Annotated in this window: 19 protein-coding genes; 13 read left to right on the top strand and 6 right to left on the bottom strand. The window is 42.2% G+C overall.

Annotated features, from left to right (window positions below):
• Window positions 1-353 precede the first annotated feature (353 nt).
• On the bottom strand, window positions 354-1259 hold the full coding sequence (locus NSS67_RS25910; RefSeq protein ID WP_339316606.1) for an ArsR family transcriptional regulator: 906 nt from the start codon (window positions 1257-1259) through the stop codon (window positions 354-356).
• Between the two features lie 276 nt (window positions 1260-1535).
• Here NSS67_RS25910 and NSS67_RS25905 point away from each other — a divergent pair, with 276 nt between their 5' ends.
• The 4 genes from NSS67_RS25905 (at window position 1536) to NSS67_RS25890 (ending at window position 5702) form a co-directional block, all read left to right on the top strand.
• Entirely contained in the window at window positions 1536-2780 is a 1245-nt protein-coding gene (locus NSS67_RS25905) for an extracellular solute-binding protein (protein ID WP_339316605.1), read from the top strand.
• A gap of 79 nt (window positions 2781-2859) precedes the next feature.
• A complete protein-coding gene (locus NSS67_RS25900) occupies window positions 2860-3738 on the top strand; it encodes a sugar ABC transporter permease (protein ID WP_339316604.1) in 879 nt (292 codons plus the stop codon).
• A 53-nt stretch (window positions 3739-3791) separates the two neighbouring features.
• On the top strand, window positions 3792-4703 hold the full coding sequence (locus NSS67_RS25895) for a carbohydrate ABC transporter permease (RefSeq protein WP_339316603.1): 912 nt from the start codon (window positions 3792-3794) through the stop codon (window positions 4701-4703).
• Between the two features lie 30 nt (window positions 4704-4733).
• On the top strand, window positions 4734-5702 hold the full coding sequence (locus tag NSS67_RS25890) for a family 43 glycosylhydrolase (RefSeq protein ID WP_339316602.1): 969 nt from the start codon (window positions 4734-4736) through the stop codon (window positions 5700-5702).
• 78 nt (window positions 5703-5780) lie between these two features.
• Here the strand turns inward: NSS67_RS25890 and NSS67_RS25885 are convergent, their stop codons facing one another.
• On the bottom strand, window positions 5781-6593 hold the full coding sequence (locus tag NSS67_RS25885; RefSeq protein WP_339316600.1) for an ABC transporter permease subunit: 813 nt from the start codon (window positions 6591-6593) through the stop codon (window positions 5781-5783).
• Window positions 6590-7477: an ABC transporter ATP-binding protein gene (locus tag NSS67_RS25880; protein ID WP_339316599.1), complete on the bottom strand. Its 888-nt coding sequence runs from the start codon at window positions 7475-7477 to the stop codon at window positions 6590-6592. The genes NSS67_RS25885 and NSS67_RS25880 overlap by 4 nt, the downstream gene beginning before the upstream one ends.
• Window positions 7478-7616: 139 nt before the next feature.
• On the opposite strand from NSS67_RS25880, the gene NSS67_RS25875 reads away from it, so the two are divergent.
• Window positions 7617-8216, top strand: coding sequence for a TetR/AcrR family transcriptional regulator (locus NSS67_RS25875; RefSeq protein WP_339316597.1), 600 nt, complete (start codon window positions 7617-7619; stop codon window positions 8214-8216).
• A gap of 31 nt (window positions 8217-8247) precedes the next feature.
• Here NSS67_RS25875 and NSS67_RS25870 read toward each other — a convergent pair whose 3' ends face one another.
• Window positions 8248-9744, bottom strand: a complete 1497-nt coding sequence (locus NSS67_RS25870; protein ID WP_339316596.1) for an amidase — start codon at window positions 9742-9744, stop codon at window positions 8248-8250.
• 158 nt (window positions 9745-9902) lie between these two features.
• Between NSS67_RS25870 and NSS67_RS25865 the strand changes: the two genes are divergently transcribed.
• Window positions 9903-10370 carry a MarR family transcriptional regulator gene (locus NSS67_RS25865; protein ID WP_339316595.1) on the top strand — a complete coding sequence of 156 codons (468 nt, stop codon included), beginning with the start codon at window positions 9903-9905 and terminating at the stop codon, window positions 10368-10370.
• Window positions 10371-10445: 75 nt separating this feature from the next.
• On the opposite strand, the gene NSS67_RS25860 is transcribed toward NSS67_RS25865, so the two are convergent.
• Window positions 10446-12077 carry an MDR family MFS transporter gene (locus NSS67_RS25860; protein WP_339320706.1) on the bottom strand — a complete coding sequence of 544 codons (1632 nt, stop codon included), beginning with the start codon at window positions 12075-12077 and terminating at the stop codon, window positions 10446-10448.
• Between the two features lie 216 nt (window positions 12078-12293).
• Here NSS67_RS25860 and NSS67_RS25855 point away from each other — a divergent pair, with 216 nt between their 5' ends.
• From NSS67_RS25855 to NSS67_RS25825, 7 genes are all read left to right on the top strand, one after another.
• Entirely contained in the window at window positions 12294-12815 is a 522-nt protein-coding gene (locus tag NSS67_RS25855) for a MarR family transcriptional regulator (RefSeq protein WP_339316593.1), read from the top strand.
• A 149-nt stretch (window positions 12816-12964) separates the two neighbouring features.
• Window positions 12965-13732, top strand: coding sequence for a metallophosphoesterase family protein (locus NSS67_RS25850; protein ID WP_339316592.1), 768 nt, complete (start codon window positions 12965-12967; stop codon window positions 13730-13732).
• Between the two features lie 124 nt (window positions 13733-13856).
• Window positions 13857-14882 (top strand): helix-turn-helix domain-containing protein, encoded by a 1026-nt coding sequence (locus tag NSS67_RS25845; RefSeq protein ID WP_339316591.1) that lies wholly within the window; start codon window positions 13857-13859, stop codon window positions 14880-14882.
• A 5-nt stretch (window positions 14883-14887) separates the two neighbouring features.
• On the top strand, window positions 14888-16147 hold the full coding sequence (locus NSS67_RS25840) for an FAD-dependent oxidoreductase (protein WP_339316590.1): 1260 nt from the start codon (window positions 14888-14890) through the stop codon (window positions 16145-16147).
• A gap of 634 nt (window positions 16148-16781) precedes the next feature.
• Complete coding sequence (locus NSS67_RS25835) at window positions 16782-17699, top strand: DUF5692 family protein (RefSeq protein WP_339316589.1); 918 nt, start codon at window positions 16782-16784, stop codon at window positions 17697-17699.
• Between the two features lie 1311 nt (window positions 17700-19010).
• Window positions 19011-19358 carry a DUF3221 domain-containing protein gene (locus NSS67_RS25830; RefSeq protein WP_339316588.1) on the top strand — a complete coding sequence of 116 codons (348 nt, stop codon included), beginning with the start codon at window positions 19011-19013 and terminating at the stop codon, window positions 19356-19358.
• 206 nt (window positions 19359-19564) lie between these two features.
• Window positions 19565-20950, top strand: a complete 1386-nt coding sequence (locus NSS67_RS25825; protein ID WP_339316587.1) for an MATE family efflux transporter — start codon at window positions 19565-19567, stop codon at window positions 20948-20950.
• A 265-nt stretch (window positions 20951-21215) separates the two neighbouring features.
• Here NSS67_RS25825 and NSS67_RS25820 read toward each other — a convergent pair whose 3' ends face one another.
• A complete protein-coding gene (locus NSS67_RS25820; RefSeq protein ID WP_339316586.1) occupies window positions 21216-22082 on the bottom strand; it encodes a type II CAAX endopeptidase family protein in 867 nt (288 codons plus the stop codon).
• Between the last annotated feature and the right edge of the window lie 90 nt (window positions 22083-22172).

Below are 22172 nucleotides of genomic sequence, written 5' to 3'. Positions count from 1 at the left end.
AGAAAAGTATTTGTTTTATGTTTATTTAAAACAAATACGAAAAACGTGTGATGTTGATCTCATTTTAAGCATGATTTTAGCATGTAGTCAAATAGAAATTTATCAAACGATAAATCTTTTTATATTTTTATTAACGAAAGGGTTAGGTCTAGTCGCTTGATAAAGCTCTATAAATTACTGCTGGAAGTTGTAGATAGTGAAATAAGGTGAGGGATGGGGAAATAAAGAGATTAATAGGTGATAGGTTTGGTGAAGTCCACATAACAGATAGGGGGGAGCTAAGGAAGACTAAATCATTAGTTGTTCGCCCCCATGAAAGAACCAACCTTGTTACGTGTATATACTAGGAGATTTTAAAGGTAATACATTTTGAACATGATGTCTTGATCGTGATTGCCGAATTTTTTTCCGAAAATGGTAGCGCCTCCGACGTGTTTGGCATCTTCCTTCACTTCAATCCGAAAGGTCCATCGGTCACAATTCGTATCTAAATCCTCGATTGAAACGGAAGACAGTGGGTCACCGTCAATGTATGTTCCGTTGTGATTTGTAATTCTAATCGTTTTTAGCAATCCATATTGGTTAATATTGTGCGGCCACCAATCAGGTGTGAATTTACCTCTTGCATCAGCAAAATCTCCAGGGCTCGTCCAAGTGCCTAATTCCAAGCCATTCAAGGAAAAGGTGATGTCTGAAGGCCATACGTCATTGGCGAATGGAAATTCGGAAGACAGCTCCAAGCTAATTTCAAATTGCTGCAAGGTTTCATCTTTTTTTAGAAAATTAGCAATGTTGTATTGAACATAACCTTGGGTAAACCATAGAATCTCTGCATCGACTCTTTTAGAATCCATGAAATACTTAGGTTCGTCTACTCTACCGATGAACTCTTTCTCTGTGGCAAGTCCGCATGTAGGCTTCAGATCATAATCCGTATAATGACCAATCGGCACCGATGTCTCATAGGAGGCAAAGGAGTGAAAGATTTTTTTAGGGAAGTTAATCTCAATATGATCGACTCTAAGAATCGAGATTTTTTGCATTCCTGATTTACCAGGAACTTTTTCTGTTTTTATGATTCCTGCGTCTTCTAGTTTTTTGATGTGTTTTGTTACGATAGGACTGCTTATTTTAAGTTCTTCTGCCAAATCTTTGATGTTCATCTTGTTTTTGGAGAGCAACTGAATAATTTTTATTCGCACTTCACTTGCCAAAGCTTCATAAACAACGAGAGAGGACTTGTCTATTTCCAATTGCATTTTATCCACTTCTTTCAAAGTAATTTCATATACTGTAAAGTTTATTAATCTATATATAAAGTAACACGAAAGGTAATCGAAGTAAATAAAGTATCGCTTTCATCTCGTGGTAATGAACCAAAAGGTTAATTAAGTTTGATAAAAATCTATTAAGTTTATTTAAAAGTTATTGACTACGCTTTCAAGACGAATGTATACTAATCCTAAGTTAATCGTTCCCGACGAAAGTTAACGTGAATGATTATCTTAACATTACAGCTGCAGGGGGAGAGAGTATTGAAAAAGAAATTCGGTTTATTATTGGCAACAGTTCTAACGTTATCTACGGTGTTAGCAGGATGTGGTGGTAAAGATGATAGTAAGACGATTACGTTCTGGACACCACTGACCGGTGATGATGGTGCTTATATGGATCAAATTGTTAAGGACTACAATGCTACGAACCCAGAGATTAAAGTAAAACATGTGATTACAGCTGATATGTATACAAAGATTTCTACTGTGTTGGCTTCCAACAAAGGTGTGCCTGATTTAGCAATTATCCACGCTGACCGTGTTCCTGGATTTGTTAAGCAAGGTGTCCTAGAGTCCATGCAAGATACCGTATTACCAGCACAGCCTGAACTAAAAGCTGAAAATTACTTACCGCAAGCTTGGAACACTGGTAACATCGACGGAACGCAATACACAGTGCCTCTTGATATCCACAGTAACGTAATGTACTACAATAAAGATTTGCTGAAGAAATATAATGCTGAATCATTCTTGGATGATAATGTGGTTACGATTGATGAAATGCTTTCCTTACAAGGGAAATTAGATGAAGGCGACTATGTAGTAAATGATGCCTTGCTCGGCTGGGTTATCCTGGCTCAAATTCAAAACTTGGGCGGAGATATTCAGGCTGATGGTAAACCGGCTGTTAACACCCCAGTATTTAAACAAGCGTTTGAAGATGTTAAGAAAATCGCCGATGCGGGTTTGATGACTCCATTTGGTGAAGACGGTTACTTGATGTTCCAATCTCAAAATGTTCTTTTCTCCACAGATGGAACTTGGAGTTCTACAGCACATGCTGGAGTTGAAGGCTTGAACTTTGGTGTGACTAATATTTATTCTCCTACTGCTGATAAGTTCACGAATAGATCCTCCTCTCACTTATTCGCTATGCTCAAGAACGACAAGAGAACAGACGAAAAAGAAGTGGGTATTGCTAACTTCCTGGAATATGTTCGTACCAACTCAATGGAATGGGCAAAGGCTGGTCAAAACGTAGCAAGTAATGTCGTTAACCAAAGCCCAGAGTACCAAAACTATATGCAATCCTTCTTTACTTCTAATGAAAAAGAAATTGAATCCCTTTACATTTACACATATGAATACTATCCATACATCGCGGAAGCAGTAGATACTTATTGTGCAGATATCGTTCGTGGCAACGTTGATCTTGACGAGACCTTGGCAACGATGCAGAAATTTGTAGAAGATAAAATCGCAGAGAGCAGCAGTGCAGCGAAATAAAGCGAAATAGAATAGATTGTACGAAGTAATGTGCCTTATCCCGGTGCATTACTTTGTGCAAAAGGAGAAATGAAATCCTATGAAAAAGAAAATAAATTGGGCACCTGCCTTCTTTGTAGGTCCGCACGTCATTTTGTTTGCTATCTTCATTTTATTGCCAACGATATATGGGATTTATGCTTCATTTACAAAGTGGAATTTAATGAGTGACCCGGTATGGGTAGGCTTAGATAACTATAAGGCCATTCTTACGGATGCCAGTTCTACTTTTCACACGCAATTTTTCAGAGGGCTGAAAAATACGTTAATCTTTGTTGTCCTCTCTGTTCCATTATTAATTGTTATCCCATTAATGATTGCGGTTGCACTGGAACATAAAAAAGTGAAAATGAAGAGCTTAATTCAATCTATTCTCTATATTCCAGGCTTGATTTCAATTTCTGCGGCAGCACTGATCTGGCTGTTGATCTTTAATAAGCAACTCGGGATCACTGGTAATCTGTTTGGATCACAAATCGCTTGGCCTGCAAATCAGCCGTATGCGTGGATTATCATTATTGTTATCACGCTATGGGGTGGTATTGGAGGCAACATGATTATTTATCGTGCTTCCTTAAGTGGCGTTGCGCAAGAGCTATATGAATCGGCCGAGCTTGATGGTGCGGGTTCTATTAAAAGATTCACTAGTATCACCTTGCCATCTATCCGTTTTCCATTAATTTATACCTTTGTTATGACAACTGCCGGAGCCTTTAATGTATTCGGCCAACCGTTAATGATGACCGATGGCGGGCCTCGACAAAGTACACACGTACTCATGATGTATATTCGTCAATTAGCTTTCGGTAACGGTGAATCCATCGCAGGGATGGCATCAGCTATGGCAGTGCTATTGGGATTGGTGATCTTGGTGATCTCAGCGCTGCAATATTATGTAATGAACCGAAATGCTACATAACGTTCTCGTGAACGAATGGATCAATAGGAAATGGAAAAGGTAGGTGTACTAAAATGTCAAATCAGGCGCTAAATAGTTTGGATAATCGTCCAGTTGTTAATAGATCAGGCAAAGAAAAAGGGCCATCCAATATTAGCATTTCAAAATATGTATCATATACTTTTTTACTTATTCTTTGTGTGATTTGGGTCATTCCAGTGATATTCGGAATTTCCACATCATTTAGATCACAAACGGAAGTGGTTTCCTCAGGCTTTAGACTATTTCCTGAAACATGGGTCTTTGAGAACTATGTTAATATTCTGAACAATACTTCTACAGCCCCGATTCTACGTTGGTTAGGAAACTCATTGTTTATCGCGACAACCCACACCATTCTGGTAGTTATTGTGATTTCGATTACAGGCTTTGGTTATACCCGTATTAAGTTTAAAGGAAGAGACACGTTGTTCTTTACTTTGCTGGGGATATCCTTCTTCCCGGGTGTAGTTAACTTAATTCCTTCTTATAAAATTATCGATTCCTTAGGTTGGGTGAATACTTCCTGGGCAATGATTATTCCTGGTCTTGCGGGTATGGGGAATATCTTCTTGGTCAGACAGTTTATGAATGGTATCCCGAAAGAATTAGACGAATCAGCAAAAGTTGACGGGGCTAGTGACTTTAGAATTTTCGCACAAATTATATTGCCGTTAGTTAAGCCAATTCTGATTGTGTGCGGATTGTTCTCCTTTACGGGTTCTTGGAATGACTTCCTCTGGCCGGTTATCGTATACACAGATGTAGATAAAATGCCAGTTACAGCTGGTTTGCTCTTGCTTCAAGATATCTACGGAAACTATCGTATGATCGGACAACTAATGGGTTCAGCGATCTTAGCGATCATTCCAACCTTGCTGCTATTTATATTTGCTCAAAAATACTTCGTACAATCGATTAACTTGAATTCAGGTATTAAAGGTTAAAAAACAAAGAGAGATATAGGAGTTGTCATCATGAGAGAATTTAATGTGAAAAATCCATTTATTGAGCAAAGAGCTGATCCTTGGATCTATAAACATACTGATGGATATTATTATTTCATAGCTTCGGTTCCAGAATTCGATAGAATTGAGCTTCGTCGATCTGATTCCATTCAAGGATTAGCTGAGGCTGAGGGCAAGACGATTTGGGTTAAGCATGAAACAGGTTTGATGAGTGCCAATATTTGGGCTCCTGAGATACATTATATTGATGAAAAGTGGTACGTGTATTTTGCAGCCGCACATACGTCTGACACTAAAGATGGATTGTTTGATCATCGCATGTTTGCAATAGAAAATTCATCCGCAAATCCACTCGAAGGAGAATGGGTGGAAAAGGGTCAAATCAAAACGAAATGGGAAACCTTTGCCTTGGATGCAACGACTTTTGAGCACAGAGGTGTTAGATACTACGTTTGGGCACAAAAGGATCCTGATATCCCTGGTAATTCTAATATCTATATTTCTGAAATGGAAAATCCTTGGACTTTAAAGGGCGAACAGGTGTGCATCGCCACGCCTGAATATGAATGGGAAAAAATCGGATTTTTGGTGAATGAGGGTGCGGCAATTATTAAACGTAATGGACGTATTTTCATGACCTTCTCGGCTAGTGCAACAAATCATAACTACTGTATGGGTTTGTTAACCGCTGATGAGAATAGTGATTTAATGGATCCAAAATCATGGGTCAAAACACCAGAACCCGTATTTACGACTTCTGAAGAAAACGGTCAATATGGTCCGGGACACAATAGCTTTACAGTCTCAGAGGATGGCACACAAGATATCCTAGTGTTCCATGCTAGAAGCTATAAGGAAATTGTAGGCGATCCGTTATATGATCCCAATCGTCACGCGCGTGTGCAAGTGATGCAATGGAATGAAGATGGAACGCCAAACTTTGGTGTGCCTAGACCAGATACGAAATCACAAACATAAAGGCCTTCGGCGTTACTTTATTCTTCTATTTAAAAAGGGACGCTTCAGTAGCAATATGCTATTGAAGCGTCCCTTTTCTTATAGTGGAAGATCCCGTCGTCTGAACAGCCCGATCCCTAAGGCAAAAGCGAGGACACCGATCAACAATAACCAGCTAGAGACCTGAATGACCTCTACGTTTCCTTGAACGATTTTACCAGGCTGATAGAAGGAGAATAGGGTCAGGTAACGCAGCCCCTCTAGCTTATCGCTTATTTTACCGAGCAGATCTAGAGTAAAGAATCCGAAGGTGATGGCGCCGGATATTCCAAGTGCTTTTTTCTCATCATTACATACCGAGGATACGAGAAAAGCAATTCCCCCAACGGCAAAAAACAATAGAAAGGCCACAGTATTTAGCTGAGCAAATCGGCCGCTGTTAAATTCATATTCACTGCCGAGGAACCATGCTTTACCTAATAATCCGGCGAGTGTGGTTACCCCCATGATCAGTAACAAAGCTGTCGTGAGTACAAGCGCCTGCGTAGTAGCTACTTTTCTCCGCGTTGTTGGTGCAATGAGCAGATAAGCCATAGAGCCGCGGTCCACGAGTCGAGCCATGAGCTGCGTCGACATTTGTACACACACAATGGATAGAATCAGTACCAGAATAAGTCCGTAATACTCTCCTGAGATAAAAGCTTCAGCACTGGTGAAGCCGCTGGTTAACCCGAAGGCTTTGCCCACACCCTCCGGCATAGCTTTAATGAGGTCATCAATAGCTTGTGTGCTTCCGGCAATCCCTGGATATAGCCAGATCATAAATAGAATATAGAAGGCAGAACCGAAGGCGTAATTCATTATTCCTTTCAGGTTAACTCTCATCATTTCCTTATAGAGTGGAAGATTCATTGCACGGCCCCCTCACGGTCATAATAGTCCATGAAAATGTCCTCTAGATTCTGCGTGAACACATCCATGCTGCGGATATTGTATTTTCCGGTCTCCTGAATGAATTGATCATAATTGCCCTGAACGGCAATGCGGACCATATTCCCTTCACGAGCTTCCACCTGCAGGCCAGAGGAGGCAAATTGATCTGCATCTTCACGATTCGCGAAAACAACCTCAAACAGCTTGCGCTGCATTGATTGCAGTTCATGGATATCTTTTACGGTGATGATACGTCCATCTTTAATGATTGCAGCTCGGTCACAGGTACGCTCAATTTCTTGAAAGCTGTGAGAGGACATTAGAAAGGTGGTTCCGGCTGCTTTTTCCTCCAATACGAGATCTATAAATACCTTTTGCATAAGCGGGTCAAGTCCGGAGGTAGGTTCATCCAGAATAATAACTTCAGGATTGTGCATGAAAGCTGCGACAATGCCGACCTTTTGCTTCATTCCCTTTGACATTTTGCGGATCGGAGTGGCGGCATCAAATTGCAGTCGTTCAATCAGGTGGTCTTGTTTAGTAGTGTTCTTCATCCCTTGCATGCCAGACATGAATTTAAGGAAAGAAATGCCTGTCATCCCGTCAAAAAAGTTGATTTCACCGGGTAGATAGCCGATATGCTTCTGGACTGTGCCCTGTGCTTTCCATACATCAAGTCCATGGATACTCGCATATCCTTGATCCGGCATCATAAATCCCATGATATGTCTTATGGTCGTAGATTTACCTGCGCCGTTTGGCCCCAGAAATCCAAATACCTCGCCTTTATTTACAGTAAACGTTACATCTTCGATTCCCTTGCCATTCGAAAATCGTTTGGTTAAGCCTTCAACTACTAGCATGTTGCCACCCCCACCACAAAATAATGAACTATTACTAATTGGATATTTCATATGTTATATTATTCCTAGTGAATAACGAAGTCAATGAAATTATGAAATAATTGATAATGAATATTTCATTAAGTTAAGGGTGGATAGCATGAATGGATTTGAGAAAAGAGCCGCTCAAATAAAGCTCAAAATTATGAAGACTACCATGGAGATGCTCAAGAGCTGGGAACCCAAACGTCTCCGGATCGCAGACATTGCGAAAGAAGCAGGTGTCTCACAGGTGACGATTTATAATTATTTTGGCAGCAAGGAAGCGCTGCTCAGTGAATCCTTTAAGGACTTTGTTCAGAAGGAAATTCAGGAGTTTGAAGATTGCATTCATGAAGAGCACTCTCTAAAGGAGATTATTGGTTACATTCTATCCATGGAAAGGGAAACTTACCGTGGATTATCTCCCGCGACTGTGAATGAGCTTATGATTGAGGATCAAGAAATGTTCCATTATATTGAGGAACGATATGCGAATGATATTTTGCCGTTGCTGGTGAAGATGGTTGAGGATGGGAAAGCGCGGGGAGAAATCTCAAATAAAGTATCCACCAAAGGGATACTTACACTAATGGGGATGTATATGCGTAATGCGGGTGAACTTCTAGACGAGGCCAGCAAACAGGAAGATATGGATGCCTACATAGAGGAAGCCATCCATATCTTCTTCTATGGCATTTGCGGGCGGGAGCAGGAGTAACACGAGCTATTAGAGCCTGATCCCTAATTCATCAAGGGAAAAGCGGATTCCCTGTCATCCCTACCCACAGCTCGGATTGTTCAAGCTGGGCTGCAAGCTGTAGCAGTAAATCTTCCCGGCCTTTAGCAGCCATTACCTGTACCCCCATCGGCAGACCCTCTCGGGACATATGGACGGGAACACTCATTGCTGGTTGGCCTGTCAAATTGGCGAGCTGAGTGAACGGCGTATAGGTTAGACTTGGCTCAAACATAGCGTAAATCATTCGCTGTTGTTCCTCTTTCGGCAGCTCATGTACATGCAGCAGCTTCTCGATCTCAGCAGAGCTATGCGTTAACTCGCCAATTCTAGGGGCTGAATCTGCATTTGTTGGTGTGATGTATAGATCGTAGCGGTTTAGCAGACTTGCCATTTGAGCGGCTGCAATATCCCATTCATCCAGACTATGCACGAATTCAGCCGCAGAGACTTTTTTTCCGGCTTCCCCGAGGACCCAAGTGACGATATCCACTTCACTGGCATTAATGGAGCGTCCCATCATTTTTTCCAGTGACACGAACATCGCTGCCACTTCCCCAGTGTTCATCGTATAGTAATTCTCCATCAGCCTTACGCCATTTACTGGACTTAGCTTTTCTTCAACTTCATACCCTTCAGCTTCGAGCCATTTTACAGTCTTGAGTACAGCGATTACTGCTTCATTAGTAACAGAAGTACCTACTGGTGAAGCCGTTGTGAACGCTATGCGTAGTTTTCGCTGTGCAGGCTTGAATAGATCGTCCAGATAGACGCCTGGATATAGAGGTGTCTGAAAAGCGGCCTCTGGCTGTACGACCTGCAGTAGATCCAGCATAGCAGCACTATCACGTACGGATCTTGTCAATGCAAAGTCAATAGAAGCACCTTGCCATTGACGGCCTACACCTGGTCCTACTGGGGTACGTCCACGGGTTGGCTTCATCCCGAACAAGCCGGTGAACGAGGCAGGGATACGGATTGAGCCGCCGCCATCACTGGCTCCAGCTGCTGGAACGATACCAGAAGCCACCGCCGCCGCTGCGCCACCACTCGAACCACCAGGGGAATAATCGGGATTCCACGGATTACGTGCTGGGCCGTGGAGGACGTTCTCGGTAATGTTTTTGAGGCCGAATTCTGGGGTGTTTGTATGTCCAAGCGGAATAAATCCGCCGCTTCTGATTCGTGCTACGTAGTTCGAGTCACGTCTTGCAATGTGGTCTTTCATTAGCATGGCTCCCGAAGTGAGAGGTTCTCCAGCGATAGCTTGGGAGATATCCTTTAGCAGAAAGGGAACGCCAGCAAATGGACGAGAGCTATCATGAACTGGCATCTCGTCAGCTTCCCTAAGGGCAGCTTCTCTACGAGTGCGTACGACCGCATTTAGGACTGGATTAACTTCATCGAGCCGAGCGAAGGCGGCTTCGACAAGCTCTCGAGGGGAGACTTCGCGTGCTTTGACAAGCGCAGCAAGTCCTAGAGCGTCATATGTAGAATAAGGAAAGGACATGATAGATAACCTCTTTCGAATAGGAATGAATAGACTGTCTCTATTGTATTATACATCTCGCCAGTAATCTTTTGAAAATGGATAGCTGACATCTACCAATTCTTTTTTACGTCTGATTAGGCTATACTTAGTGTTAAATGATCTTATGGGGTGTACTGATGAACGAAGATAGATATCAAAATGTGGATGGACTAATGGAAGCCTTTCAGCAATTTGCCAGAATGAACTGGCGTAAAACTACGGTCTGGGGATTGAAGCCAAGCGAGGTTCGGATGTTGGTCTCTTTAAAGCTGGGCAAAGAACGGGAAGGGAAGAAGGGCCAGACCGTTTCAGATATTAGCAAGTTTCTAAAAGTCACCTCTCCTACGGTTACGCAGATGGTCAATAGCCTGATTGCACAAGGATATGTGGTGCGTTCTGCCGATGCACAGGATCGCCGAATTAGTGAGATCACGCTTACGGAAAAAGGAGAGCATCTGGCTGAAATGGCCATAACGAAATCTCGGAACACCTTTAAAGGCATGATTGATTATATGGGCAAAGAAAAGACAGATTCGTTGATGGGGCTGTTAAACGAAGTCTACGATTATTTCGAAGAATTGAACGATCAACAAAGCGAATCCTAAACCTTAATATATAGAAAAGAGATGCCGCACAGCCTAAACTGTTTACGGACATCTCTAAGGTAAGGTTATTTGTGATTAATGTGTAGCAGGTACAGACTTTTCAAGGTTTTTGCTTCCGCTTTTTCCCTCTGCTTGTACCTCCATTTTTTTCTCTCCACTACGTAACGGAATCTCTTTAAGGAATATTACAAGCAGGGCTGCGATAAGTAGTAGCGCCGTACCGCTTAAGAATACAACCGTCAGGGAATCACTTAGTGCGTTTCGCAGCATCTCAATCAATTGGTTGAAGAGCGGCTGAATTTGCTCTGGCAGCGTTGCATGCAGTTCCTTCAGCTTAGGCTGATCTAGCAGCATTTGCGGGTTCATAAATGCGGAAAGCTGTTTAGCGGATTCCGGGTCAAGTTTGGTTAAATCTGGACCCTTACCAGAGGAAACTGCGGTTTCTAATTTATTCGCTAATGTTGAGTTCATGATGGTACCCATAACAGCAATCCCTATGGTTCCACCTAAATTACGGAACAAAGTATTTGTAGCTGTAGCAACACCTAGCAGGGAAGGGGCTACGGCATTTTGTACCGTTAAGGTAAATACAGGCATCGATAGTCCTAACCCAATACCGAAGACAATCATGCTGACTACTGCCATAGTAATGTTACTCATAAAGGCCATTAAGATCATGGCTGCAACCATAAATGGCATACCAATCAGGGCATAACGCTTGTATTTACCTGATTTGGAGATCCATCTTCCCACAAGCGTACTAAGTACAATCATTGCCAGTGACATCGGCATATTAATGAATCCGGAGTTGGTTGGGGAGACACCTTCTACACCTTGAACAAAGAAGGGTAGATAGATCATTGCGCCCATCATACCGGCATTCATCAGGAAGCCGACAACCATGGAGATGGTTACGATGGAATTCTTAAATAAGGATAATGGCAGCACTGGGCTTTTAGCTTTTCGTTCAATCAGAATCAAAATGATGACTCCTAGAACAGACGCTCCGAACAAGCCGAGAATTTCTGGAGAACCCCAGTCATACTTTGTTCCTGCCCATGAAAAGCCGAGCAAGAGTGCAACAATGGTAAGGGAAAGGAAAATGGAGCCTAAATAGTCGATGGATTCAGAGGTGGAGCGTGCAGTTTTAGGGAACATTCTCCAAATCATAAAGAAAGCCACGACACCGAAAGGCAAGAAGATCCAGAAGATCCATTTCCAGGCCATATGATCCACCATGAAGCCGCCAAGGGTAGGACCAATTACGCTAGAGAATCCAAATATGGCCATCATAATACCAGTCCACTTGGCTCTCTCTCTAGGAGCGAACAAATCACCTACAGCGGTTACGGTAGCCGACATTAGAATCCCGCCGCCTAGACCTTGAATCCCGCGATAAGTGATCATTTGAAAAATATTGGTCGACAATCCGGATAGGAAAGCACCTATAATAAAAATAACGATCCCTGCTAACAGGAATGGCTTTCTCCCATAAATATCGGATAGTTTACCGACAAGTACAGTAGCGATTGTTGAGGTGAGCATATAAATGGTGATGACCCAAGTATAATGTTCAATGCCTCCTAACATCGCAATAATTCGGGGCATTGCAGTACCCACAATCGTCTGGTTGATTGCTGCGAAAAACATAGCCGCCATTAAAGCAATCATAATTGTAACTTTCTTTTTCTGAGTGAGATGCTCCAGAGCTGTTCCTCTCCTTTAACTTCTATATATTGTAGTTTGGGAATTCATGTCGTATTAATTAGGTAGCCAAACTATCATTTATGTATAATACACAAATTCGTCATATAGCACAACTGTTTAATTATTTAATTTTTATGGAATGAGAATGTGATTTGGACTTGATTTTTTGGAAATAGGTAAGTAATCTAATTAGATTGAGTAAATTGGAGGTGCCTTATGGATACCCAAAATAGTCAAGAGCAGAAGCTAATCATAGCATTTGAAAATATTAAACGTTTGACCTCACGTCCGTCCTCGAAGGAAGCTATTTCATATAGAGAATTTATGATGATGTATGTCATAAACAATTTGATGAAGCAAAAGAAGCTTTCAGAGGTAGTCGAGGAGCAGCAGGGAGTCATGATTTCCAGATTAAGTGACCTGCTCCAAATTAGCAGACCTACTGCGACACAAATGGTAAATAGCTTGGAGGAGAAGGGTTACGTGGTGCGAACAACGTCCGGTACAGATCGGCGGGTTGTATATATTGGTCTGACGAATAAAGGGGAGCAGATTTATGATTCCCAGATGGCTACTTTTTCAGGTATTCTAAGTGAGGTTACGGAAAAAGTAGGTAAGAAAGAAATTGACCAGTTGATTTTTCTGTGTGATCGTTTTCAAGAAGCGGTGCATGAGGTCAGAAGCCGCCAGCTTTTTAATCCATCCGATGAAGATCCACTCGTAATGGATTCCGTATAGCGAACATAACAAAAAAAGATATTTCGGTGCCTTTGGCCGGAACGTCTTTTTTTAATTATAAGAAAGTATAAGTTTCACGATATACTTTATCCTTATAATTCTCGCATAAACGCTCACTGTCCTTTAAAGGACGCCGAAGGCGTTTTAGCTTGCAGCATCCAGAGCAAGGAGGAATTACAATCAGAATATTAGCGATTAGTGACATTCACGGAAGTTATTCCGAATTTAACGCATTGTTAAACAAAGTGAATTATCGACCATCCGAGGACAAGCTCGTCCTGATGGGAGATTATGTGGATAGAGGCCCCAATAGTAAAGGGATTGTGGATCAAGTCATGACCCTGAAGCGGGAATGTGGCGCGGTTGTTCTAAAAGGTAATCACGATAAAATGGCATATGATGCGCTCACCAGCGAGGATGATAAACTGGATACGCATTGGCTGAGTAACGGCGGTTTGTATACATTGATGAGTTATTGTGAGGCGGATTCTGACTTTTTTAAAAAGGATTTTGGCTGGAAGGATTACATGCTGCTAAAAGAAGAAATTAGACAGAAATACAAACATCATTTGGATTTTCTAAGTTCATTGCCACTTTATTATGAGACAGAAGAGCATATTTTTGTTCACGCGGGGATTAATCCATTGATAAAGGATTGGAAGCAGCAGGAGCCGTATGATTTTATCTGGATCAGAGAACCATTTTATACGAAGCCGGTAGTCAGCACTAATAAAACGATTATTTTCGGTCATACCTCAACGATGGATCTACATGATTCGGAAGAAATCTGGTTTAGTCCGCAGGGAGATAAGATTGGCGTGGATGGTGGATGCGCATACGGTCAACGTCTGAACTGCTTGGAGATCTCTGGAGGGGAATACATCACACATTTTGTACGGAATGGAGAGAAGCCTTGAGCTGTCTCTCTTTTTTAATATAGATCACCCTACATTAGTCATGAAAAGAACTTAAGATATTGTAGAATAGCACTGTTTTAAATGCCAACTATGTATAAAATAAAGAGAGTAGGGGGTGAAATAGGTGAATGCAAACAACAAATATCATATCCTCATGCAAGGAACCATCAGTAAAAATGTGAGCGAAACCTGCAAGGAGTTTGGCATTTCTCGGACGATCTATTATCAGTGGAGTAAAGCTTACCAAGAGCAGGGTATGGATGGACTGGCAGAGAAGGAACGAAAACCGGTAATGCCTAATAAAGTGGATAAGCGAACGGAAAGATTGATCTTACAATACGTTGCCAAGTTCCCTGAAGATGGGCCCAAGCGAATCTTTTATGAATTGCAGGATGAGGGTGTGAACATAGGGGAGTCTGGTATTTATAATGTGCTGCGTCGAAACGGACTTAGTACGAGAGTAGAGCGTGAGGCTTATGCCAAAGAAGTTAAAGCAAAAAAGAGAGATGGCGCACAAGCCGCTAATAGAGAGAGAACAAAACCTCTTGATTATAAGATGAAAAATCTGGAAAATGCTCATCCCGGGTATATGTGCCAACAGAGTATTAGCTATATGGGAGTATTTCCAAGGGTAGGCAAGGTGTATCAATACGTGATCTACGATGCCTATTCTAGATTAGGTTTAGTTAAGCTATATAATCGGAAGTCGACCATTCATTTTATAGATTTTATGCATTTGAAGGTCATTCCATTGATGAAGACTTTAGAATTCCAAATCGACAATCTGGTTACGAACAAGAGTCGTGAATTCACTACAAACTGGGATAGAGGTAAACATAAGTACAGCGATTTTTTACATAAGAACAACATTAATCAAGTAGCCATACCTGCAGATCAGACTGAGATATTTCAGCCTTTACAGCAATTTGTAGCGGTGTTGACGAAAGAGTTTTACCAGCAAGCTTGGGCGGATGATACGATAGATTCCTTTGAAATTTTAGAAAAGCGCTTACACGAATATTTGAGGATCTATAACTTCAGCAGGGTAATCACCGACGGACCTAATCAAGGTAAAATACCATCAGATGTCGCACTTGAGTATACAGGTCAGCGAGAGACCTTGCCATTATGGTTATTTACAAGGAGATAACGGTGATGACAAATATTAAGTATGAAGATAGGATTGGTATTATTGGTGCAGGGATTTCTGGGGTTACAGCTGCCTACCAACTAGCGAAAAAAGGATATACCCATATTACTCTCCTTGAGAAGTCAGACCGAGTGGGTGGCAAATGCCACTCCATTGAATACAAAGGGAAAACTTATGAAATGGGGACACTAATTGGCTTGCCAAGTTATAAACATACGATTGAACTCATGCGCGAGTTTGATCTTATGGATAAAGGGCCACTATTGGAACGGGGATTTTTTGATATAAACGGGCGGAAGACTACTCAGATTCCCATGGACCAGATCCAGGCCTTTGCACAAGAATTCAAACGGTTGCCGGATATTTTGAAGCGTTATAAGTCACTGCAAGAACCGGGTTTTCTACACTTACCACCCGATCTATGCCAGCCATTTTCAGAGTGGTGTGCAGAGAATGAGCTTACCGTTATTGGGCAGGTTTATATGCATTACTTCAATACCTTTGGTTTTGGGAGTATTCATGATGTGCCGGCCGCGTATGTGTTGAAATTTCTAACTTATGATAATCTATTATCCTTTATTGAGATCACGCACATGATAACCTGGCCTAAGGGAGTTACTGAACTCATTAGAAGAATGGCCGACCAAGTAGAGGATCTGCGTCTGACTTGTGAAGTGCTACATATGGAGCAAGAGGTAAATGGTCAGGTGCGGGTGGAAACAAACCAGGATATCTTTTATTTTGACAAGGTTATTTATACAGCTTCCTTAGAACATCTAGGCGATATGGTTCACTTATCTACGGAGGATAAGACTCTATTAGAGTGCATAACCTATGAACGGTTTCGGGTATATGCTTACAGAGTGAAGGGGTTACCTGAGCTTTCTGGATATATCCCCCGCAATATGAATCCTGAACGCAAGGGACATATGATGGCATGGTATTACAGATGGGCAGATATGGGAACAACGGATCTAGTTACGGTTTATGTAGCGGAGAATGATGAAATGACAGATCAAGAGATGCGGGAAAAGGTAGAAAATAAACTCCGCGAGCTTGGCGGCGAGAACATCCGTCTGTATATGATGAAGCGCTGGAAGCAGTTCCCCCATGTGGATTCTAATGCAATCCGTGAAGGCTTTTATGAACGGCTGGATCAGATGCAGGGGAGAAATAAGCTTTATTATGCTGGAGAAATCATGAATTTTCCTACACTGGAGAACTGTATCGTATATTCGAAATACTTGGTCGATCGTTTTTTCTGAAAAAGATAAGAACGTAAAGTTCCATACGATGATTAGATTAGCCTTGTCCACAAAGAGATTTGTTGGCAAGGTTTTTTTGTGATATTACGCAAGATACCCAAATGCTCGTGTGATCGGACTCAGATGCACTTATTTGCGCATTTCAGGCCTTTTGGAGCGAGTTTCGGACTCGAGAGACGTTATTGGTCATAAAGAGGGAGAATATCGTACTATTTCAGTCACATAAAGTCCCTGGAGTCCGATAGCATCCCAAAACAGCACAATTATCGCAAATAAGGTCACTGGTGTCCGTACGTAATGCTGATCTCATGAAAACTACATTTTTTCAAATCTCAGAAAGCTCCTAAGTAGAATAGAAATGGGGACGGAAATCCCTACTTTGTGGGAGATATTTTACATTCAAGTTAGGTTTACAGTGTGTGGTTCTATAGGTCTATATTCTAATCATTTGCAGTGAATTTGGAGAGGCCAGCTGATCACCCAGAGGCACTTATTAAGTGTAAACTCAACTCGAAATGAGACTATGAAAACCTTGATGAATCAACGTTTTGTAGGGTTTGATCGATCGAAGTAGGATGGGATATATTGAACGCAAGACATCGCTTACATGCAAAATATGAAGGAGGAATTAATCATGTTTTTATTCGAATCGATTCCCTGGTACTCTGCACTAATGTGGTTAGTGGTACTTGCAGGATTAATGATTTTCAATGAAATAGCTCGAAAGAGCAAGTGGTTTTCAATCATTCTGTTTATAATCGTCCCTATTGTTCTTACCGTAGCGGTTTGGCCAAATACGGCAGGCGAAGGCTCCAGTACTGGAACATGGTTTCACTGGGTAAAAGTATATTCTGCCTTGGCAGGATGTATAGGGTTCATGGCGATCCGTTATGTTAAAGGTTGGGACAAGAACAAATATATATTAATGTTCCCGGCTATAATCCTTGCAGTCAACATTCTTGAAGCTGTTATCCGTGATTTCCAAGTGTACAGTTTGCAAGGCATGGTGGATGGCGTAATGATGGTAGGTGGTCCTTGGAACATTATGAACGGGATCGCTGGCATTCTGAACATTATTACGATTTCTGGTTGGATGGGTATTGTGATCAGTAGAGACAAGAGTAAGGATATGCTGTGGCCTGACCAGCTTTGGTTCTGGATCATTGCTTATGACATTTGGAACTTTGCCTATGTATATAACGCGGTTTCTGACCACGCCTTCTATGCAGGTGCGGCATTGTTGATCTCTTGTACCATTCCGGCGTTCTTCTTCAAAAAAGGAGCATGGCTGCAGCATCGCGCTCAAACCTTGGCGTTTTGGATGATGTTTACGATGTCTTTCCCAGCGTTTGTTGGCGAATCCAAGTTCGCCGTTCAATCCTCACATAGCGAAACTGCGCTTTGGGTTGTGAGTGCATTATCCTTGGCTGCTAATATTGCAGTGTTTGTCTATCACTTCTATAAAATCATCAAACATAAACGCAATCCGCTTAAAGTGGAAGTGTATACCGATTTGGCGGCTTATAAGGCGATTGCTGAGAGTGCGAAATAATAGAATTGTTTAGTGAATAGCTAAAAAAGTTCCAGAAGACAAGAACATAGTCCTTTAAGAATCCGCGCCTAGCGCGGGTTTTTTTATGGAATAGAATTTATGGAATTTCGAAATTGCGGAGAAATGTGAAACGAATTTAAGGGATGGGGCTATATTCAACTGGTGGCCATGGGGAGCCCTGTTTCTAATTAAGCATACGTCTCATTGGGACGTATAACGGACCGAGCGGACCTTATATCCTTCGAAATGCATGTTTTAGTCGAGCTTACGGACAAATGTATGCGAAAAACCGAATACAATGTGCCGCCAGTAACGTAAACGAGCCGAATGTATGCGAAAAACCGAATAAGATGTGCCGCCGGTAACGTAAACGAGCCAAATGTATGCGAAAAACCAAATACAATGTGCTGACGGTAACGTAAACGAGCCAAATGTATGCGAAAAACCAAATACAATGTGCCGACGGTAACGTAAACGAGCCAAATGTATGCGAAAAACCAAATACAATGTGCCGACGGTAATGTAAACGAGCCGAATGTATGCGAAAAACCAAATACAATGTGCCGCCGGTAACGTAAACGAGCCAAATGTATGCGAAAAACCGAATACAATGTGCCGACGGTAACGTAAGCGAGCCAAATGTATGTGAAAAACCAAATACAATGTGCCGACGGTAATGTAACCGAGCCAAATGTATGCGAAAAACCGAATACAATGTGCCGTCGGTAACGTAAACGAGCCGAATGTATGCGAAAAACCGAATACAATGTGCCGCCGGTAACGTAAACGAGCCAAATGTATGCGAAAAACCGAATACAATGTGCCGACGGTAACGTAAATGAGCCAAATGTATGCGAAAAACCGAATACAATGTGCCGCCGGTAACGTAAGCGAGCCAAATGTATGCGAATAACCGAACACAATGTGCCGATGGTAATGTAAACGAGCCAGCGCCGTTATCCGCCCCAAGTCACCCGGGAATAATTAGGGGGTATAAGTGCAATACGGTCCGTCCCTCGGAACCTCGCTACGAAGGGTATATGGATACGAAGAGGGCTAAAGCCATAAATTCCTGCAAATCTGCAGTAATTCTTGCTCTATACGAAGCTTTCGAGCCAGAAGTAAGAATATTCCTGCACATTCGCATTTGCAGTTTTTAGATGTAGTGAGGAGGATATCTGAACAAAATGCTTTATTATTGCAGCGGCATTAAGTGTTACTAAGATATAATTTAGATGAAATATCATACAATAGGAGCGACATCGTTCGAAGCCTTGTCAATCGAAGTTCCAACCATGAAGGAGAGAGTCTATGAATCTAAAAATGAATCTTTTGGGGAAATGGACTCGAGGTTTATGGATCGTGTGTTTGTTGTTGCTCTCTGCTTGTAGTTCAGAAGGAGAGAAGTTTATAGGTACGATCCATACAATTGATACCGAGAACAAAAGGATTCTCGTGGTTTCGCAGCTGCAAAAAGAAGATATACATGAAGATTACAAGAAGCTAATAGAGTCTGGGGAGTATAGTCAGGCTATTTGGGTAAGTAAAGTAAATCCTAGAAAGTATAAGATAGGCGAAGAAATAGAAGTCTTATATGAAGGAAGTGATGATTCATTTCCTGCACAAGTTACTGCCAAGAAGATCGATAAATTGAAATGAGATTGAATTAACGGCTCAATCTATTCTCTAATGAAGATCCAAATATGTGAAGAACAGTTGCTTTTTTTTGACTCCTGATTAAAGACTTAAAAGTGTATCTATAGTAAACTGAATGTAAAGTGCCCACGGTTCAATGGGTATAATTTGTTGAAAAGCTCTTCGGATGAAGAGTTTTTTCCATTTTACAGAAAAGAATGTGATATGTTATGCAGCTTCGCGCTAGTCTTCGGACGAAAAGATTGCTGGAGAAATATCTCTCTGGAGAGGGGATGGATTATCGGCAAATTATAGCTTTATTTATTCCAATTCTGATTGACCAGGCCTTCATTATTGGACTTAATCTGGTAAATACCGCAATGATCAGCTCGTCCGGGATGGCGGCGGTCAGTGCAGTGAATATGGTGGATTCGCTGAATATTTTTCTGATCAATGTGTTCGTGGCGGTTGCAACCGGGGGGACAGTGGTAGTCGCGCAGTATAAAGGGAGCGGAAACGACCGGATGGTGTCCCAGGCTACGGCGGCTTCGGTCGCCTCGGTGTCGCTGATCGCTTTGGGAATTGGTCTGCTGCTGATGGGCTTCCATTCTCCTATATTGAACCTTTTGTTCGGAACCGCCTCACCCGAAGTGCTGGACAATGCCCGCATTTACTTGATCGGCAGCAGCATCTCATATCTGGGCATCGCGGTGGTTCAGGCGGTATGCGGGGCTCTGCGAGGAGTGGGCAAGACACGGGCTTCTTTGATGCTGTCGCTCATCATGAACCTGCTGTATGTTCTCCTGAACGTGGTCTTCATTAACCTGTTCCACATGGGTGTGCTGGGGATGACACTTGCGATTAATATCGCGCGGTATGCAGGTATGGTTTGTGCCCTGGTGTATCTGTTCAAGGTGGATACGGCACTGCGGGTGCGATTTCGTGACCTATTCCGAATCCCTCTGACCATGCTGCGGAGAATCATGTTCATCGGCGTGCCGTTCGCGGCGGAGCAGATGTTCTTCAACGGGGGGAAACTGCTCACTCAGGTGTTTATTGTCAGCTTAGGCACGTATGCCATTGCGACCAATGCCATTGCCGGCTCGCTGGCTATGGTGTTTCAAATTCCAGCCAGCGCGCTGTCGCTAACTATTGTAACGGTGGTCGGCCAATGTATCGGGCGGGGGAATGTCTCTGAAGCCAGAAAGTTCATCAAGTCCTTCCTCTGGATCGGGTCTGGTTCTTTGGCGTTGATCGCCTTGATTCTGATGCCGCTATTCCACCCACTGGTATCGATCTTTTCCCCACCTCCCGAGATCATTGACGATCTGTTTGTGGTGCTGCTGGTGAATTCCATTGCCCAAGTTCCGCTGTGGGCCGTCAGCTTTATTTTGCCGTCCGCGCTGCGGGCAGCGGGAGATTCCCGCTTCACCTCAATTACCTCGATGCTGACGATGTGGCTGTTTCGGGTGATTTTTGGATACATCCTTGGGATTGTACTGGGCTACGGCGTTATGGGTGTCTGGCTGGCGATGAACTGCGAGTGGGCCGTTCGCGGGGGGATTTTTCTGTGGCGCTTCAAGGGCAAAAAATGGTTTGCGCACAAGCTGATTTAGGCTTGTTGATAAGGATACATACTGCCTACGCCAGATGACGGAAACGTAGCTCTTTTATATTAAAAACGTAAAAATACAGCACAGGGCAGCGATTCTCATATTTTACTTGAGAATTGCTGCCCTGCGTTTTGGTTGTCGACTGCTTGCATTAGCTGATTATGTTTACAACTGGGTCAGTCGCGATTCTAGAAAATTCTCCGATTCCATCTATGTAGGGTTGGCGAAACCCTGCGACCTCTCTTCCGAAGTATAGGTTAGGGATTTGCTAGTAAAAGCTCAAATCCACCGATTTCTGCGCTCGGAATTCCTTTCTTTTGAAACAAATTAAAAGACAAGTCAGTAGCAACACACAGATTAAAGTTGCTGTATAAGTGAAACTACTATCCCAAAACATAATTTGAACATTCATTAAGGAGTGAACACCGATCACGAAAAAAAGATTCTTGGTAAAGACATAAAGTAATGCGAATACAATTCCTAGAATGAGCAGTGTGATAAAATCATAAACAAAGTCGATTCCGACTAATCCTGAATAGATCCGGTTTGGAATATGCACTGCGGCAAATATTGCTTGTGAGATTAGCATGGCATACACAATGCGAGCGGAATGAGTTTTGACTCTCCGTAAAAAAAGATAGATTTGAACGAGAAGAAACCCCCGAAAAAAGATTTCCTCCAATAGTGCATTTCCGAAAGCCTGAGCGATAAATTCACCTAAATAATAATTTGGATTCCTGAAGATATTATTGTTGAAGGTTACACTGGAGTTAGTGAAGAACAGTGTCATAAGTATATCAACGACGTTTATTGCGAGCCAGAATAGCAATATGCCTATCAATCCTCGTATTAATTTGTTCTTGAATAGGCCCACATCTATAGGCGATAATTTCGCTATCAGCCCTAAGAAAATAACCACTTCTAGTATAAGTCCAATTAAATTCACGACTAATGTTTCAGTGATCCATCCATGTGTGCTTTTGGCAACAACGCTTAAATAACCATTCGCAAAAAGTACGAGATTAACGACAAGCGTAAAGAAAATATGAACAATAAGGATACTTACAATAAATCGTAGTGATACTTGCTTAGCTGCAAACATTGATGGATCATCCGTTCTTTTTGCCCAATTCATGATTTCAAATCCTCCTTAGATATTCTAAGTTAAATACATAAATTACCAAACGGTGTTTCCACTCTATTGTATACACATGGATTTCACCAT

The organism is Paenibacillus sp. FSL R10-2734 (assembly GCF_037963865.1).
Lineage (GTDB): Bacteria > Bacillota > Bacilli > Paenibacillales > Paenibacillaceae > Paenibacillus_AQ.
Note: the sequence above shows the minus strand (reverse complement) of the source record. Positions and strands in the feature narration are given on the sequence as shown.

Coding starts and splice junctions, on each gene's coding strand:
- NSS67_RS25900 (WP_339316604.1), top strand. CDS start 2,860: ATGAAAAAGAAAATAAATTGGGCACCTGCCTTCTTTGTAGGTCCGCAC.
- NSS67_RS25885 (WP_339316600.1), bottom strand. CDS start 6,593: ATGAATCTTCCACTCTATAAGGAAATGATGAGAGTTAACCTGAAAGGA.
- NSS67_RS25840 (WP_339316590.1), top strand. CDS start 14,888: ATGACAAATATTAAGTATGAAGATAGGATTGGTATTATTGGTGCAGGG.
- NSS67_RS25820 (WP_339316586.1), bottom strand. CDS start 22,082: ATGAATTGGGCAAAAAGAACGGATGATCCATCAATGTTTGCAGCTAAG.
- NSS67_RS25830 (WP_339316588.1), top strand. CDS start 19,011: ATGAATCTAAAAATGAATCTTTTGGGGAAATGGACTCGAGGTTTATGG.
- NSS67_RS25865 (WP_339316595.1), top strand. CDS start 9,903: ATGAACGAAGATAGATATCAAAATGTGGATGGACTAATGGAAGCCTTT.
- NSS67_RS25870 (WP_339316596.1), bottom strand. CDS start 9,744: ATGTCCTTTCCTTATTCTACATATGACGCTCTAGGACTTGCTGCGCTT.
- NSS67_RS25895 (WP_339316603.1), top strand. CDS start 3,792: ATGTCAAATCAGGCGCTAAATAGTTTGGATAATCGTCCAGTTGTTAAT.
- NSS67_RS25875 (WP_339316597.1), top strand. CDS start 7,617: ATGAATGGATTTGAGAAAAGAGCCGCTCAAATAAAGCTCAAAATTATG.
- NSS67_RS25890 (WP_339316602.1), top strand. CDS start 4,734: ATGAGAGAATTTAATGTGAAAAATCCATTTATTGAGCAAAGAGCTGAT.
- NSS67_RS25835 (WP_339316589.1), top strand. CDS start 16,782: ATGTTTTTATTCGAATCGATTCCCTGGTACTCTGCACTAATGTGGTTA.
- NSS67_RS25910 (WP_339316606.1), bottom strand. CDS start 1,259: ATGCAATTGGAAATAGACAAGTCCTCTCTCGTTGTTTATGAAGCTTTG.
- NSS67_RS25855 (WP_339316593.1), top strand. CDS start 12,294: ATGGATACCCAAAATAGTCAAGAGCAGAAGCTAATCATAGCATTTGAA.
- NSS67_RS25825 (WP_339316587.1), top strand. CDS start 19,565: ATGCAGCTTCGCGCTAGTCTTCGGACGAAAAGATTGCTGGAGAAATAT.
- NSS67_RS25880 (WP_339316599.1), bottom strand. CDS start 7,477: ATGCTAGTAGTTGAAGGCTTAACCAAACGATTTTCGAATGGCAAGGGA.